The organism is Streptomyces sp. WG7, from assembly GCF_049975785.1.
GTDB lineage: Bacteria > Actinomycetota > Actinomycetes > Streptomycetales > Streptomycetaceae > Streptomyces.
Map to the genome: position 1 here is coordinate 1 of NZ_JBNGGE010000043.1, position 15,722 is coordinate 15,722.

The following is a 15,722-nucleotide window of genomic DNA, read 5'->3' on the forward strand; positions in this document are numbered from 1 at the left end:
ACTACCCGCCACCCTCAACGCCGACAAACCCACCGAACTCATCGACTGGACCACCGGCAACCTCCAACTCCTCACCCCACCCCCCCCCCGGGGCCCCCCCCCCCCCCCCCCCCCCCCGGGCGGGGGGGGGGGGGGGGGGGGGGGGGGGCCCCGCCCCCCCCCCCCCCCCCCCCCCCCCCCCACCGCCGGAGCCGGTCAGCGGCGGGCGCGGGCCTCCGCGATCCGCTGCCGCACCGGCGCGTAGTGGTCGGTCAGCGCCGCCGCGAACTCCACGGGATCCCGGTCCCGCACGGCGTCCACGATGCGCTGGTGGTTGGCGATGGTGGCCGCCTCGTGCTCGTGCGTGAAGACGTCGAGGTGCGGTGCGACGATGACGTAGACGTCCCAGAACGCCGTGGACAGCTGGCCGATGAGGTCGTTGCCGAGCGGCGCGAGGAGCAGGGTGTGGAAGGCGCGGTCCGCCTCGACGAAACCGTGCCCCTCGCCGGCGCCGGCCCTGCGCATCTCCTCGACGTGCGCGCCGAGGCGGGTGATCTGCTCCTCGTCGAGGGACGACACGAGCCGCTCGGCCATGCCGCGTTCGAACAGTTCGCGCACCTCGATGAGGTCGCTCATCACCTGGAAGTCGTCGTCGGGACTGAGCAGGCCGCGGAAGGTCAGGCTCTCCACCAGGGCCGACAGGCTCAGTCGCCCGACATAGGTGCCGTGTCCGTGCCGCACCTCGACGATGTCGAGCGCGGTGAGGATCCTGATCGCCTCCCGCACGCTGGAGCGGCTCGCGCCGAGCGCCTCGCACAGGGCGGGCTCGGTCGGCAAGGGGTCCCCCGGGCGCAGTTCGTTGCGCAGGATGTAGGCCTTGATTCCGTCGACGACCTCCTGACGCAACGGTTGTCGTGCCGCTTTGGGCTCCGGCACCGTATGCCGAATCGCCTTTTGCCCCACCGCCACCTCTTGACCCCTCTCATTTGCCCAGCTACGTTCCCACATTACCAAGCATCAGACATCAGACGTCTGATGCGCTGTCGGTGAGGCGCCGACCACACTCGCCTCCTCCACCGCTCGACCATCTCATCTCCCGCATGGAGGACTCCTTGTCCGCGCGCAGTGCAGCCGGCGTCGATCGCCGCACCTTCATGAGATACACCAGCGCCATCGGTGTGGCGACCGCGGTCACCGCGGGCCTGTCGGCCTGCGGAGGGCCGGCTTCCAGCGGGGACGGTGCCGGTGACCCGGGCAGCGGCGGCGACACCATCGAGGCCGGCATCTCCTACCCGCTCTCCACGGGCTTCGACCCGATGATCACCTCGGGCGCGACCCCGTACGCCGCGAACATGCACATCTTCGAGGGCCTGGTGGACCTCGATCCCGCCACGCTGGTGGCGCGGCCGGCCCTGGCCACCGGGATGCCGAAGAAGATCAACGCGACGACCTACCGGGCCACCCTGCGCCAGGGAGCGACGTTCCACGACGGTTCGGCGGTCACCGCGGACGACGTGGTGTTCAGTTTCGAGCGCGTGCTGGACGAGAAGAACGCCTCGCTCATGGCGCAGTTCGTCCCGTTCGTCGACAAGGTCACCGCGGTCGACGCCTCGACGGTCGAGTTCAAGCTAAAGTACGCCTTCGCGCTCTTCCCGTCCCGTATATCCGTGGTGCGGATCGTGCCGGAGAAGATCGCCGGCGCCGACGCCAAGGCCTTCGACGCGAGGCCCGTCGGCTCGGGCCCGTACCGCTTCGTGTCGGCGGTCCGCGAGGACAAGATCGTCATGGAGGCGTACGACAAGTACAACGGCCCGCACCCGGCCAAGGCCAAGAAGATGGTCTGGCGGCTCATGTCCGACCCGTCGGCGCGGGTCAGCGCCCTCAAGTCCGGGCGGGTCCAGGCCATCGAGGACGTGCCCTACATCGACGTCGAGGGCTTCACCGGCAAGGACAAGGTCGAGTCCGTCCAGTCCTTCGGACTGCTGTTCCTCATGTTCAACTGCGCCGACCAGCGCTTCGCGGACAAGCGGGTGCGGCAGGCCCTGCACTACGGGCTCGACACCGAGAAGATCATCTCCACGGCGCTGCTGGGCAACGCCGAGGCCGCCACCGGATACGTGCCGGCCACGCACCCCGACCACCACAAGGCCTCCACCGTCTACCGGCACGACCCGGACAAGGCCAAGAAACTGCTCGCCGACGCGGGCGTGGGCAAGCTCTCCTTCACGCTGCTGCTCACCGACAACGGCTGGATCAAGGACATCGCGCCCCTGATCAAGGAGAGCTGGGCGGCGATCGGGGTCGACGCCAAGCTCGACATCGCCCAGTCCCCCGCCCAGTACGCCAAGATCGACAAGGGCCGCTTCGACGCCCTGGCCGCGCCGGGCGACCCGTCCGTCTTCGGCAACGACGCCGACCTGCTGCTGCGCTGGTTCTACTACGGCTTCTGGCCGGAGAACCGCTACGGGTGGAAGGGCTCCGCCGCCTACAAGCAGACCAGGTCGCTGCTGGACAAGGCCGCGGCGGAGGCCGACGCGGCGAAGCGCAAGGCGCTGTGGGGCCAGGTCACCGACCTGGTCGCCGACGAGGCCGCCCTGTACCCGGTGCTGCACCGCAAGCTGCCCACCGCCTGGCGCGACGGGACACTGACGGGGTTCAAGCCGCTGCCCACCACCGGGCTGTCCTTCATCGACGTCGGCCGGGCATAGGGGTTCGTTCGGATCCTGCCGGGTCGCGGGGGCCGGCACGCACTCCCCACTGCCTGAAGGGCGTGGGCGGTGCCCCAGCAGCGTCGTCGTCGTCGGTTGCCAGGGCTCGCGCTGTCGCCCTCCTCCGCCCGCGGCTGCACGTACCAGGCCCCGCCCGGCCCCGACGGCAAGGCGCCGTTCCCCGGAGCCGGCCTGATCCGCACGACACCCCCTGATCCGCACGCCCAGGCCGTCGGGCCGCCGCCGCGCCACCACGGGCCGCGGCGGCCCCCGCTCCAATCTCTAGGAACCTCACGATGGTTGCATTTCTCCGGCTCGCGCTGCGCCGCGTCGCGATGATGCCGGTGATGGTCCTCGGCATCGCGCTGCTGGTCTTCGTCGTCCTGCAGTTCTCGCCGACCGATCCCGCGTACAACGCGCTCGGCGACTCGGCGAGTCCCGAGGCACGGGCCGCGTTCGCCGAGGCCAACGGGCTCAACGACCCCCTGCCGGTACGCTATTTCGCCTTCCTGGGCGATCTGGTGCGAGGGGACCTCGGTGTCACGATGTCGCCGAGCCAGCCCGTCACCGACCGGATCGCCACCGCGTTCCCGCTCACGCTGCAGCTGACCCTGCTCGGCCTCGCGCTGGCCATCGTGCTGGCGCTGCTCTTCGGCGTCCTCAGCGCCGTCTACCGGGACCGCTGGCCGGACCAGGTCTTCCGGGTGCTGTCGATGGCCGGGATCGCCCTGCCCTCGTTCTGGGTCGGTGTGCTGCTCATCCAGCAGTTCGCGCTGAACATGCCGCTCTTCCCGACCGGTGGCTACGTCAACCCGGCCGACTCCTTCTCCGGCTGGCTCGAGAGCATGACCCTGCCCGCGTTGTCCCTCGCGCTGCCCGTCGCCTCCTCACTGGCCCGCCTGGTCCGCACCTCGATGGTCACCGAACTCGACCGCGACTACGTGCGCACCGCCCGGGGCAGCGGCCTGCCGCCCTTCCTGATCATCCGGTCGGTGCTGCGCAACGCCCTGGTCACCCCGCTGACCGTGCTCGGCGTCAAGGTCGGGTACATGCTCAGCGGCGCCGTCGTCATCGAGGCGATCTTCGACCTGCCCGGCATGGGCAAGCTGATCCTCGAAGGCGTCAACGGCGGTGACGTCGGGCTCGTCCAGGGCACCGTGCTCACCATCGCGGTCGCCTTCCTCGTGGTCAACGTCGTCGTCGACCTGCTCTACCTGCTTGTCAACCCGCGCATCAGGACGGTGTGATGTTCGCCCCAAGCTCCCTCGCCGCGCGGCTGTCGCAGCCCGGCGCCCGCCTGCGCCGCCTGCCCGTGACCTCCCGGATCGCCCTGGGGATCCTGCTGGTCGTCGTGCTGGGCGCGGTGTTCGCCCCGCTGCTCACCCAGGACCCCCTGGCCACCGGCATCCCCGCCCAGGCGCCGGGCGCCGACCACTGGTTCGGCACCGACCGGGCCGGCCGCGACGTGTTCGCCCGGGTCGTGCACGGCGCCCGCTACTCCCTGGTCATCGGTCTCGGCGCGACCCTCCTCGCCCTGGTCCTCGGCTCGGCCCTGGGCGCGCTCGCCGCCACCTCGCGCAGGCTCGCCGACGAGTCGGTGATGCGCACGCTCGACATCGTGATGTCGTTCCCGCCGATCGCGCTGGCCGCCGTGCTCGTCGCCGTCTTCGGGCCCAGCGTCCCGGTCATCATCTTCACCATCGCCTTCGTCTACTCGCCCTCGCTCGCCCGGGTCGTACGGGCCAACGTGCTGGAGCAGTACGGCGAGGACTACGTCGCCGCGGAGCGGGTCATCGGCGCCCGCCGCGGTCACATCGTGGCCCGGCACGTCGCCGTCAACTGCGCGGCACCGGTCCTGGTGTTCGCGACCGTCATGGTGGCCGACTCCATCATCTTCGAGGCGAGCCTGTCCTTCATCGGCGCCGGTGTGCAGGACCCCGACCCCAGCTGGGGCAGCGTCCTGGCCTACGGCCGGCAGATCCTGCTCTCGGGCGGCTGGTGGGCGACGCTCTTCCCCGGCCTGTGCGTGCTGATCACGGTGCTCGCGCTGAACGTCCTGTCCGAGGGCATGACGGACGCCGCCGCCGCTCCGGACAGGTCCCGCACCGGTGGCACCGACTCGGACTCCGACTCCGACGAGCAGGCCGCCGCCGTGCCCGGGGCGGAGACCGCCGACGTGGACGCCGCGCTCGCCGAGCTCGCCGCACGACTCGCGGCCACGGAGCCCGCCGTGCCGCCGGTGCGCGAGGACGCGCCCGAACTGCTCGTCGTGCGCGACCTGTCCATCCGGTTCCCCGACCGCTACGGCGACACCCGCGTCGTCGACGGCATCTCCTTCACCGTCCGCGAGGGCGAGACCCTCGGACTGGTCGGCGAGTCGGGCTGCGGCAAGTCGATCACCAGCCTCGCGATCATGGGCCTGCTGGCCCGCAACGCCGAGGCCGAGGGCGAGATCCTCTACCGGGGCCGCGACCTGCTGAGGATGTCGCCGAAGGAGCGCCGGGCGCTGATGGGCCCGGAGATCGCCATGGTCTACCAGGACGCCATGTCGTCCCTCAACCCGTCCGTGCTGATCGGCACCCAGCTGAAGTGGCTCACCTCGCGCGGCGGCACCCGTACCCCCGCCGAACTGCTCGAACTGGTCGGCCTGTCCCCCGAGCGCACCCTGCGCAGCTACCCGCACGAGCTCTCCGGCGGCCAGCGCCAGCGCGTGCTGATCGCCATGGCGCTCTCCCGCGGCCCGCGGCTGCTCATCGCCGACGAGCCGACGACCGCGCTCGACGTCACCGTGCAGGCCCAGGTCGTCGAGCTGCTGGTGAGGCTGCGCGACGAACTCGGCTTCGCGATGGTCCTGGTCTCCCACGACCTGGCCCTGGTCGGCGACCTCGCCCACCGGGTCGCGGTGATGTACGCCGGCCAGGTCGCCGAGGCCGGCGACACCCGCTCGCTGCTGACCGACCCGGCGCACCACTACAGCCGCGGTCTGCTCGGCTCGGTCGTCTCGCTGGAGTCGGGCGCGGAGCGACTGCACCAGATCCGCGGCGTCGTGCCGGCGCCGAAGGCGTTCGGCCCCGGCTGCCGGTTCGCGTCCCGCTGCGCCGCCGCCACCGAGCTGTGCGCCACCACCCCGCCGCCCGCCGCCGACCGCGACGCCGCGCGGGACCACCTCTTCGCCTGCCACCACCCGGCGCCCGAGAAGCGGTCGGCCGAGTCGCTGGAGAGCGCCCGATGACCGCGCGGAAGGACACCGCCATGGACCCTCTCGTCCGACTCGACCACATCCACGTACGTCACAAGGCCCGCAGCGGGGGCATCCTGCGCCGGGACGCCGTGCACGCCCTCACCGACACCTCCCTGGAGGTCCGGCGCGGCGAGATCCTCGGCCTGGTCGGCGAGTCGGGCTGCGGAAAGTCCACGCTGGCCCGCGTGGTCACCGGACTGCAGCGCCCCACCGAGGGACAGGTGTACTTCCGGGGCCAGGACCTGTGGAAGATGAGCGCCGCCGAGCGCCGTACCGGGTTCGGTGCCGCCGTCGGCGTGGTGTTCCAGGACGCCTCCACCGCGCTGAACCCGCGGCTGTCCGTCCGGCAGATCCTGCGCGACCCGCTGGACGTGCACCGTCGCGGCACCCGGGCCGAGCGCGAGCGGCGCGTCGAGGAACTCCTCGACCTGGTCGGCCTGCCCGGCCACACGCTGGACGCGCTGCCCGGGCAGCTCTCCGGCGGCCAGCGCCAGCGCGTGGCCATCGCCCGCGCCCTCGCCCTGGAACCGGAGCTGATCGTCGCCGACGAACCCACCAGCGCGCTGGACGTGTCGGTGCGCGCCCAGATCCTCAACCTCCTGGTGGATCTGCGCGCCCGCCTCGGTCTGGGCATGGTGTTCATCTCCCACGACGTGCAGACGGTGCGCTATCTGGCGGACCGTATAGCGGTGCTGTACCTGGGCCGGGTCGTGGAGGAGGGCGGTGCCGCCCAGGTCTCCGGCGCCTCGCGCCACCCGTACACCGAGGCGCTGCTCTCCGCCACGCCGAGCCTGCTGGAGCGCCCCGAGCGGATCGTCCTGCACGGCCCGGTGCCGTCGGCCACCCATCCACCCTCGGGTTGCCCGTTCCGCACCCGCTGCTGGAAGGCGGACGACGCGTGCGCCACCGCCTTCCCGGCGGCCACGGACGGTCCCGGGGGCGGACATCGCTGGCACTGTGTACACCCTCAGCGGAGCACGGCCGAGGAGGAAGCCCCGAGCGGAGGCTGATCCGACCGGCATCGGCCGGCCGGGCCGGGGCATGCGTGTGGTGGCGTTCTCGGCTCGGACGCCGTGTCGCACGACGGTCGGCCGGAACGAGAATGGGGCCATGGACGGACTGGTTCGGCGCCCGCCCCGGCGCTCGCCCTGGGTCGCGGTGCTGCTCTGGTGCGTCGCGGTGCTGAGCCTGACCGTCCTGGCCGCGGCCGCCGTCGTGCGCGGCACCGTGCTCGATCCGAGGTTCTACGGCCAGGCGCTGGAGGACGAGCAGGCCTACCAGCGGTTCTACGACGAGGTGCTGGTCGACCCGGCCAGTACGCCCCTGGCCCAGGAACTGCTGGACCGGCTGCCCGTTCCGCAGTCCACCATCACCTCGAACCTCAAGGTGGTGATCCCGCCGGAGACGCTGCGGGCCATGGGCGACCGGCAGATCGCCGAGGTGATCCACTACCTGGAAGGGAACCGCGACCGGCTGCGGGTCACGGTCGACCTGGAGCCCGTCGTCGCGAACGTCGAACGGCTCAGCCAGGCCTACTTCGGTGACGCCGTCGCCGCCCTGCAGCAGCAGTCGGAACCCGACTTCCAGGCCTTCGTGCAGCGTCTGTCCGAACTCACGGCGCAGGTGGTGGCCGGTGAGGCGCCGCTGGAGGGCCTGCCGTCGCTGCCGCTCTCCCCCAGCCAGGCGGTCGCGGCCACGGACGCGCTGATGCGTCTGGTGCCGGCGGCCGCGCGGGCCGGCACCAGACCCGGCGTGCAGGCGGCGATGGACCGGGGAGACGTGGCCTCGGCACTGGCCGCGGTCGCGCCGGTCGCCCTGACCGACCAGGTCCGGGCAGCCGCCGCGGAGTTGTTGCGGGAGGCGAACGCGGGTACGTGGGTCATCACCGTCGATGTCGATCCCGCGCACGAGGCGCTCGCCCCGGTGGACCGCGCGCGTGCCGTCACCCGCCTCTTCCAGGAGGTGGTGGAACCTGCGGCGGCCGTGCTCTGTGCCGCCGCGCTCACGCTGCTGTGGTTCGCCACGCCCTCCCCCGCCAAGCGCCGGCTGATACCGCTCGGCTGGGTGCCGGCCGCCGCCGCCTCACTGCTGGCGCTGACGGTCCTCCTTCTGCGTCTCACACTGGGCGACACGCTGTTCGGCACCCCCTCCTCGTGGCCCCCGGCGGCGTCGGACCTCATCGGCGACATCCAGGCGACCGCTCTCGACGGGCTCCTGACCACCGCCACCGTGGTCGCGGTGATCCTGCTGGCCGCGGGCGCCCTGCTGATCACCGTCGGGTGGGTCTGGCAGACCGGGCCCGGGATGCCGGTCCTCACCGATCCACGGCACGGCCCGGCTCTGACCTTCGCCGTCACGGCGTGCGCGCTCGTCGGCACGATGCTGGCGCCGGTGGCCATCACCGGCTCCTCACCGCGCATCTGCCAGGGCAGCGCCGAGCTGTGCGACGCCCGCTACGACGAGATCGCCCAGCTGGCGTCGCACAATGCGATGGCCACGACGGCGGACCGGTTCATCGGCCCCCTCCAGGACCCCGACATCGTCGGCCAGCTCAACGCCGGGGTGCGCGTCCTGCTCCTCGACACGCACCGGTGGGAGCGGCCCGAGGAGGTCGCGGACCGACTGAGCACCTCGGACTTCTCCCCCTCGCTGCGCCGGCGGCTCACCGGGATCCTGGAGCGGGTCAACCCTCCCCACCCGGGCCTGTGGCTGTGCCATTCGGTGTGCGGTGCCGGGGCCCTCGAACTGGTGCCCACGCTGCGGCAGATCGGTGCGTGGCTGCGCGCGAACCCCACGGAGGTCGTCACCCTCGTCCTGCAGGACGGCGTCGACTCCGCGGCGAGCCGGAGCGCCTTCCTGCGGGCCGGACTCTCCGACCTGCTGTACGAGTCGGACGCCGCCCCTGACCGCCCGTGGCCGAAGCTGGGGGACATGATCGACAGCGGCCGGCGCCTGGTCGTCTTCGCGGAGAAGGCCGACGGTCCCGCGCCGTGGTACCGGAACTTCTACCGGTACGGCATGGAGACGCCCTTCGCGTTCCGCAGTCCGGACGACATGTCCTGCCTGCCGAACCGGGGCGGCGCGGACAAGCGGCTGTTCCTGCTCAACCACTTCGTCACGGCGGGCGGCGGGCGCCGGCTGGACGCCGGGATCGTCAACTCCCGGCAGCGCGTGCTGGAGCGGGCGCACACCTGTGAGCGGCAGCGCGGCAGGCCGGTCAACTTCATCGCGGTGGACTACGCGACGATCGGCGACGCGCTCGGCGCGGTCGACGAGCTCAACGCCGAACGCCGGCAGGACGATTCCCGCTTCCCGGCCGGACGGTCACCCGACAGGCTCCCCGGCGCGCGGGGAACGCGCCCCTCGGACGCGGGGCAGGAGAGCTGACGGAGGGTTCCGCGGGCCCCGCGGGCAGGGGCCCGGCGACGCCGTGGCGTTCCGCGTCGCCGGACGGCTGCTGCCGGCGGTCCCGGGCCGGGCCGTGGGCCGGCCCCACCGGTCGACGAGAAACGGATGGGCCGGCTCGGCGCCCGCGGGCGCCGAGCCGGCCCATCGCCGGGGTGAGGGGTCCTCTCGGGGACCGGTCAGTCCGTGCCGGACTCCATCGCGGCGCGGTCCAGCAGCTCGTCGTCGCCGGAGACCTCGCCGCGGGAGGCGATGGCCTGCGCGCCGCCCTCCGGCATGGCACCGATCAGCCCGGTCGCGGCGGCCTGGGCGGCACCGATGGCGGGGTTGGCGGTGCCGATCAGACCGAGCCCGGCGTACTGCTCCAGCTTGGCGCGGGAGTCCGCGATGTCGAGGTTGCGCATGGTGAGCTGGCCGATCCGGTCCACCGGGCCGAACGCGGAGTCCTCGGTGCGCTCCATCGACAGCTTGTCCGGGTGGTAGCTGAACGCCGGGCCCGTGGTGTCGAGGATCGAGTAGTCCTCACCGCGCCGCAGCCGCAGCGTGACCTCGCCGGTGACCGCCGAGCCGACCCAGCGCTGCAGCGACTCCCGGATCATCAGCGACTGCGGGTCCAGCCAGCGGCCCTCGTACATCAGCCGGCCCAGGCGCCGCCCCTCGGTGTGGTACTGGGCGAGGGTGTCCTCGTTGTGGATCGCGTTGACGAGGCGCTCGTAGGCCGCGTGCAGCAGGGCCATGCCGGGCGCCTCGTAGATGCCGCGGCTCTTGGCCTCGATGATCCGGTTCTCGATCTGGTCCGACATGCCCATGCCGTGCCGGCCGCCGATGGCGTTGGCCTCCATCACCAGGTCGACCGGGGAGGCGAACTCCTTGCCGTTGACCGTCACCGGGCGGCCCTGGTCGAAGCCGATGGTGACGTCCTCGGCGGCGATCTCGACGGACGGGTCCCAGAACCGCACGCCCATGATGGGCTGCACGGTCTCCACGCCGGTGTCGAGGTGCTCCAGCGTCTTGGCCTCGTGGGTCGCGCCCCAGATGTTGGCGTCGGTGGAGTACGCCTTCTCCGTCGAGTCCCGGTAGGGGAGGTCGTGGGCGAGCAGCCACTCCGACATCTCCTTGCGGCCGCCGAGCTCGGTCACGAAGTCGGCGTCCAGCCACGGCTTGTAGATCCGCAGCTGCGGGTTGGCGAGCAGGCCGTACCGGTAGAACCGCTCGATGTCGTTGCCCTTGAAGGTGGAGCCGTCGCCCCAGATCTGGACGTCGTCCTCGAGCATCGCCCGGACGAGGAGCGTGCCCGTGACGGCACGGCCGAGCGGCGTGGTGTTGAAGTAGGCGCGCCCGCCCGAGCGGATGTGGAACGCCCCGCAGGTGAGCGCGGCCAGGCCCTCCTCGACCAGCGCCGCACGGCAGTCGACCAGGCGCGCGATCTCGGCGCCGTAGGTCTTCGCACGGTCGGGCACCGAGGCGATGTCGGGTTCGTCGTACTGACCGATGTCGGCGGTGTACGTGCAGGGGACGGCGCCCTTGTCACGCATCCACGCGACCGCGACCGAGGTGTCGAGGCCGCCCGAGAAGGCGATACCGACGCGCTCGCCGGTGGGAAGGGAGGTGAGGACCTTGGACATAGGAAGAGTATGCATGATTACGCATGACCATGCAAAGCCGGTGGTGGTCCACTCCGTCACCGGGCCGGCATCGCGATGTACTGGTACTCCAGGAACTCCTCGATGCCCACCGTTCCGCCCTCGCGGCCGAGCCCGGACTGCTTGACCCCGCCGAAGGGCGCGGCGGGGTTGGAGACGAGGCCGGTGTTGAGGCCGACCATTCCGGTCTCCAGGCGTTCGCTGACGCGGAGGGCGCGGTCGAGGCCCTCGGTGAAGACGTAGCCGACGAGCCCCCACGGGGTGTCGTTGGCGCGGCGTACGACCTCGTCCTCATCGTCGAAGGTGAGGATCGCCGCCACGGGGCCGAAGATCTCCGTGCTCATCAGGCGGCTGTCCGCGGAGACGTCGGTCAGCACCGTGGGCGGGTAGAAGCAGCCGGGGCCTTCGGGCGTACGGCCGCCGGCCAGGACGCGGGCGCCGCGCTCCACCGCGTCCGACACCAGGGCCTCGACCTTGGCCCGCCCGGCGGCGTCGATGAGCGGGCCGACGTCGACGCCGTCCCGGATGCCGGGGCCCACGACGAGCGCCGCCATTCGCCGGGCGAGGCGCCGCGCGAACGCGTCGGCCACCGACCGGTGGACGAAGAAGCGGTTCGCGGCCGTGCACGCCTCACCCATGTTGCGCATCTTCGCGGTCATCGCGCCGTCCACGGCCGCGTCCAGGTCGGCGTCGTCGAAGACGATGAACGGCGCGTTGCCGCCCAGCTCCAGCGACGTGCGCACCACCGTGTCCGCGCACTGGGCCAGCAGCAGGCGCCCGACGGCCGTGGAGCCGGTGAAGGACAGCTTGCGGATGTGCCCGCCGCGCAGGAGCGGTTCGCACACCTCGCCCGCCCGGGAGGTGGTGACGACGTTCAGCACGCCGCCCGGCAACCCGGCCTCGTCCAGGATCGCGGCGAGGGCCAGGCCGGACAGCGGTGTCTGCGGGGCCGGCTTGAGGATCGTCGTACAGCCGGCCGCGAGCGCCGGCCCGATCTTGCGGGCGCCCATGGCCAGCGGGAAGTTCCACGGGGTGATCAGCAGGCAGGGACCCACCGGGCGCCGGGAGAGCAGCATGCGGTGGCGTCCGTCGGGAAGGACGCCGTGGCCGCCGTCGATACGGACGGCCTCCTCGGAGAACCAGCGGAAGAACTCGGCGGCGTACGCGACCTCTCCCCTGGCCTCCGCCAGCGGCTTGCCCATCTCGGACGTCATCAGGCGGGCGAGTTCGTCGCCGCGGTCGAGGACGATCTCGTACGCGCGGCGCAGGATCTCGCTGCGCGCCCGCGGCGCCGTACGGGCCCACTCCTCCTGCGCCCGGACCGCCGCCTGCTCGGCGAGCCGGGCGTCCTCGGGGCCCGCGTCGGCGACGTGGCAGAGGGTCTCGCCGGTCGCCGGGTCGTCCACGGGCATGGTGGCGCCGTCCGCGGCGTCCGCCCAGGCACCGCCGATGAAGAGCCGGGTCGGGGTGCCGGCCATGAGGGTCGCTGCGTCGGCCATGGCGGGCTGGGTGTCGGCCATGGGGTCCCTCCGGGCGGTGCTCACCGGTTCGCCGCTTCCGAGGTGCCGGCCTCCACGGCGGCCGCCCAGGCCCGCAGCCCCTCGTCGATCCCCGGCTCGTCGATCACCAGCGCCGGGATCATCCGGACGACCTGGTTCCAGGCTCCGCAGAGCAGCAACAGCAGGCCCTCGTCGACGGCGGCCCGCTGGACCCGCGCCGCGGTCCCGGGGTCGGGCTCGCCGTCCTCGGTGACGAACTCGGAGGCCAGCATCAGCCCCATGCCGCGTACGTCCCCGACGGCCGGCGTCCGGGCCGCCACCGCCTCCAGTCCGTGGCGCAGCCGCGCCCCCATGGCCTCGGCGTTCTCCACCAGCTTCTCGTCGCGTACGACGTCGAGCGTGGCGCAGGCGGCCGCGCACGCCACCGCGTTGGCGCCGTACGTGCCGCCCTGCGAGCCCGGCCACGCCCTGCGCATCAGGTCCTCGGAGGCGGCGATCCCGGACAGCGGGAACCCGCTGGCCAGTCCCTTGGCGGTGACGAGGACGTCGGGGGTGATGCCGAAGTGCTCGTGGCCCCAGAACCGGCCGGTGCGGCCGACACCGGTCTGCACCTCGTCGAGGATCAGCAGGAAGCCGTGCCGGTCCGCGCGTTCCCGCAGCCCCTCCATGAAGGCGCGGGTCGCGGGTACGTACCCGCCCTCGCCGAGTACCGGCTCGACGATGACGGCGGCGGTGTCGGCGGGAGAGGAGATCGTCTGGAGGGTGTAGTCGAGTTCCCGGAGGGCGAAGCGGGTGGCGGTCTCCTCGTCCCAGCCGTAGCGGAAGGCGGTCGGGAACGGAGTGACGACCACACCGCTCATGAGCGGCGAGAAGCCGGACCGGAAGCGGGTGCCGGAGGTGGTCATGGATGCGGCGGCCACGGTCCGGCCGTGGAAACCGCCGTGGCAGACGACGACGTTGGGCCGTCCGGTGGCCTGGCGGGCCAGGCGCAGCGCCGCCTCCACCGCCTCACTGCCGGAGTTGGTGAAGAACAGGCTGTCCAGACCGGCCGGCAGCACCTCGCCGAGCCTGTCGACCAGGCGCCGCAACGGCTCGTGCAGGACGGTCGTGTACTGCCCGTGGATCAGGGTGCCCACCTGCTCCTGTGCGGCGGCCACCACCCGGGGGTGGCAGTGTCCGGTGCTGGTGACGCCGATTCCGGCGGTGAAGTCCAGATAGCGGCGGCCGTCCTCACCATGGATGTGGACGCCCTCGCCCCGGACCGCCACCACGGGCGTGGCCTGGCGGAGGTGCGGCGACAGTGCGGTCATGCTCGTCTCCCGGCGTGATCGTCGGTCTGCTGCGGTCTCCCGAGCCTTCCCTCGGTCCGGAACCCGGCAACGCCTGATCCGTCCGGCCGGGCCGCCGTATCCGGACGTTGTGTCAACCGCTCCGCTCCCGCCGCGCCGCCCGTCCGCGCCGGATGCGCCGCCCGAGCGCTCTTGCGCAGGTCATTGAGGCTTGTCAGAGTGACAGGGGCGCGCAGGGAGGCACCGTGGGCGAGAAGCGGCACCCGGCTCCGGAGCACGGCCGCGACGGCCCCGGCACCACCGCCGGTCGCGGCGGCCGGGACGCCTCGTCGGCCGGGTGGTGCCCGGGCCCGGCAGGCCGTTCGCCCACCGTCGCCGACGTACTGGCGCTGCCGGTCCTGGCCGCGGGAGACCCGCGGGTGGTCACCGGCCGGGACCACATCGACCGGCCGGTCCGCTGGGTCCACATCACCGAACTGACGGACCCGGCCTCCTTCCTGAAGGGCGGCGAGCTCGTCCTCACCACCGGTATGCCGCTGCCCGACGACCCCACCGGGGTGCGCCGCTACGTCGACGAACTCGCCACCGTCCGCGCCGCGGCCCTGGTCATCGAACTCGTACGCCGTTACCACCGGCCGCCCGACGCCCTGGTCGACGCGTGCCGGGCCCGCGGCCTGCCCCTGGTCACGCTGGCCGAGGACGTCAACTTCCTGGAGGTCACCCAGGTCGTCCACACACTGATCCTCGGCGACCAGGCGGAAGCGATCCGCAGGACGCAGCGCGTCCACGAGGCGTTCACCGCCCTCACCCTGCGCGGCGCCGGCCCCGAGGACGTCCTGCGCGCCGCGGCGGAGATGAGCGGCCGCACGGTCGTGCTGGAGAGCCTGGTCCACCGGGCGCTGCTCTGCGAACCCTCCGGCGGCACGGCACACGCCGCGCTCACCGGCTGGGAACAGCGCTCCCGGGCCACCCCACCCGCCGACCGCACAGGTGTCCGCGGCCCCGAGGGCTGGCTCGTGGCCCCGGTGGAGTACCAGGGCGAGGGCTGGGGGCGGGTGGTCATGCTCCCCGGCCCGCCCGGCACGCCCGCGCCCGCGGCCTTCGGCCCGGAGGACGTCACCGTGCTGGAGAGAACCGCGATGGCCCTCACCATCGCCCGCCTCACCCACCCCGCGTCCTGGGAACGCACCGCACACCGCAACGCGCTGCGCGACCTCGTCGAGCAGCGCCACCGCTCCCCCGCCGACGCGCGCGCCCGGGTCGCGGCGCTGGGGCTGCCGACGGAGCGCACCCGCTTCGTCGGCGTACTCGTGGACGTCCCGGCGGAAGAGGACACCGCGAGGACCGAGACCCGCCTCGCCGAGGAGCTGACGACGACGGGGGTCCCGGCACTCGTCGGTCTCCTCTCCCCCACCCGCCTCGGCATCCTGCCGGCGCTGCACCCGTCCCGGCCCTGGCGGCAGAGCGTCGAGCGGCTGAGCCGCGCCGCACGGGACCCGGCCCCGGGCACCACCGTGAGCGTCGGCTCCCCGGTCTCGGACCTCGCCGACGTCGCCCGCTCGTTCCGTGAGGCGGCCCGGGTGGCCGAGGCCACCGCGCCCGGTGAGCCCCTCCCGGCGGGCCGCTCCTTCCACGAACGGTCCGACATCGGCCTGCGCCGCCTGCTCTTCGCGCTCCGCGGCGACACCCGGATCCAGGAGTACGCGGAACGGCAGCTGGGCCGGCTCCTCGACCACGACGCCCGCCACGGCACCGACCTCCTGGCGACCCTGCGCGGCTACCTGGACGCCGCCGGCAACAAGACCGCCGCCGCTCGGGCCGGCGGTCTGTCCCGGGAGACCTTCTACCAACGGCTGCGGACGATCGAACGGCTGCTCGGCCGCGACCTCGGGTCCGGCGAGCAGCGCACCGAACTCCACGTGGCGTTGCAGGCACTCGACGCCCTGCGGGGCCGCTGA

At 72.8% G+C, this 15,722-nt stretch carries 10 protein-coding genes; 6 read left to right on the top strand and 4 right to left on the bottom strand.

Going from position 1 to position 15,722, the window contains the following annotated elements:
• Positions 1 to 195 precede the first annotated feature (195 nt).
• Entirely contained in the window at positions 196 to 948 is a 753-nt protein-coding gene (locus ACP4J0_RS30605; RefSeq protein WP_426601973.1) for a FadR/GntR family transcriptional regulator, read from the bottom strand.
• A 185-nt stretch (positions 949 to 1,133) separates the two neighbouring features.
• Here ACP4J0_RS30605 and ACP4J0_RS30610 point away from each other — a divergent pair, with 185 nt between their 5' ends.
• The 5 genes from ACP4J0_RS30610 (at position 1,134) to ACP4J0_RS30630 (ending at position 9,315) form a co-directional block, all read left to right on the top strand.
• A complete protein-coding gene (locus ACP4J0_RS30610; protein WP_426601974.1) occupies positions 1,134 to 2,687 on the top strand; it encodes an ABC transporter substrate-binding protein in 1,554 nt (517 codons plus the stop codon).
• A 296-nt stretch (positions 2,688 to 2,983) separates the two neighbouring features.
• Positions 2,984 to 3,934, top strand: coding sequence for an ABC transporter permease (locus ACP4J0_RS30615; RefSeq protein WP_426601975.1), 951 nt, complete (start codon positions 2,984 to 2,986; stop codon positions 3,932 to 3,934).
• The gene (locus ACP4J0_RS30620; RefSeq protein WP_426601976.1) at positions 3,934 to 5,919 is read left to right on the top strand and encodes a dipeptide/oligopeptide/nickel ABC transporter permease/ATP-binding protein; all 1,986 of its coding nucleotides are present in this window, start codon (positions 3,934 to 3,936) and stop codon (positions 5,917 to 5,919) included. Before ACP4J0_RS30615 ends, ACP4J0_RS30620 begins: the two co-directional genes overlap by 1 nt.
• Positions 5,916 to 6,938, top strand: coding sequence for an oligopeptide/dipeptide ABC transporter ATP-binding protein (locus ACP4J0_RS30625; protein WP_426601977.1), 1,023 nt, complete (start codon positions 5,916 to 5,918; stop codon positions 6,936 to 6,938). The genes ACP4J0_RS30620 and ACP4J0_RS30625 overlap by 4 nt, the downstream gene beginning before the upstream one ends.
• 100 nt (positions 6,939 to 7,038) lie before the next feature.
• Entirely contained in the window at positions 7,039 to 9,315 is a 2,277-nt protein-coding gene (locus tag ACP4J0_RS30630) for a PI-PLC domain-containing protein (protein ID WP_426601978.1), read from the top strand.
• Between the two features lie 197 nt (positions 9,316 to 9,512).
• On the opposite strand, the gene argG is transcribed toward ACP4J0_RS30630, so the two are convergent.
• The 3 genes from argG to ACP4J0_RS30645 form a co-directional block, all read right to left on the bottom strand.
• A complete protein-coding gene (gene argG, locus ACP4J0_RS30635) occupies positions 9,513 to 10,958 on the bottom strand; it encodes an argininosuccinate synthase (protein WP_426521924.1) in 1,446 nt (481 codons plus the stop codon).
• A 56-nt stretch (positions 10,959 to 11,014) separates the two neighbouring features.
• A complete protein-coding gene (locus tag ACP4J0_RS30640; protein WP_426602003.1) occupies positions 11,015 to 12,454 on the bottom strand; it encodes an NAD-dependent succinate-semialdehyde dehydrogenase in 1,440 nt (479 codons plus the stop codon).
• A gap of 62 nt (positions 12,455 to 12,516) precedes the next feature.
• Positions 12,517 to 13,785, bottom strand: a complete 1,269-nt coding sequence (locus ACP4J0_RS30645; protein ID WP_426601979.1) for an aspartate aminotransferase family protein — start codon at positions 13,783 to 13,785, stop codon at positions 12,517 to 12,519.
• Positions 13,786 to 14,147: 362 nt separating this feature from the next.
• On the opposite strand from ACP4J0_RS30645, the gene ACP4J0_RS30650 reads away from it, so the two are divergent.
• A complete protein-coding gene (locus ACP4J0_RS30650) occupies positions 14,148 to 15,722 on the top strand; it encodes a PucR family transcriptional regulator (RefSeq protein WP_426602004.1) in 1,575 nt (524 codons plus the stop codon).

Bases quoted from the DNA above. Each gene is read 5' to 3' on its own strand.
- ACP4J0_RS30625 (WP_426601977.1), top strand. From the start codon at position 5,916: ATGACCGCGCGGAAGGACACCGCCATGGACCCTCTCGTCCGACTCGAC.
- ACP4J0_RS30620 (WP_426601976.1), top strand. From the start codon at position 3,934: ATGTTCGCCCCAAGCTCCCTCGCCGCGCGGCTGTCGCAGCCCGGCGCC.
- ACP4J0_RS30630 (WP_426601978.1), top strand. From the start codon at position 7,039: ATGGACGGACTGGTTCGGCGCCCGCCCCGGCGCTCGCCCTGGGTCGCG.
- ACP4J0_RS30610 (WP_426601974.1), top strand. From the start codon at position 1,134: ATGAGATACACCAGCGCCATCGGTGTGGCGACCGCGGTCACCGCGGGC.
- argG (WP_426521924.1), bottom strand. From the start codon at position 10,958: ATGTCCAAGGTCCTCACCTCCCTTCCCACCGGCGAGCGCGTCGGTATC.
- ACP4J0_RS30615 (WP_426601975.1), top strand. From the start codon at position 2,984: ATGGTTGCATTTCTCCGGCTCGCGCTGCGCCGCGTCGCGATGATGCCG.
- ACP4J0_RS30645 (WP_426601979.1), bottom strand. From the start codon at position 13,785: ATGACCGCACTGTCGCCGCACCTCCGCCAGGCCACGCCCGTGGTGGCG.
- ACP4J0_RS30640 (WP_426602003.1), bottom strand. From the start codon at position 12,454: ATGGCCGGCACCCCGACCCGGCTCTTCATCGGCGGTGCCTGGGCGGAC.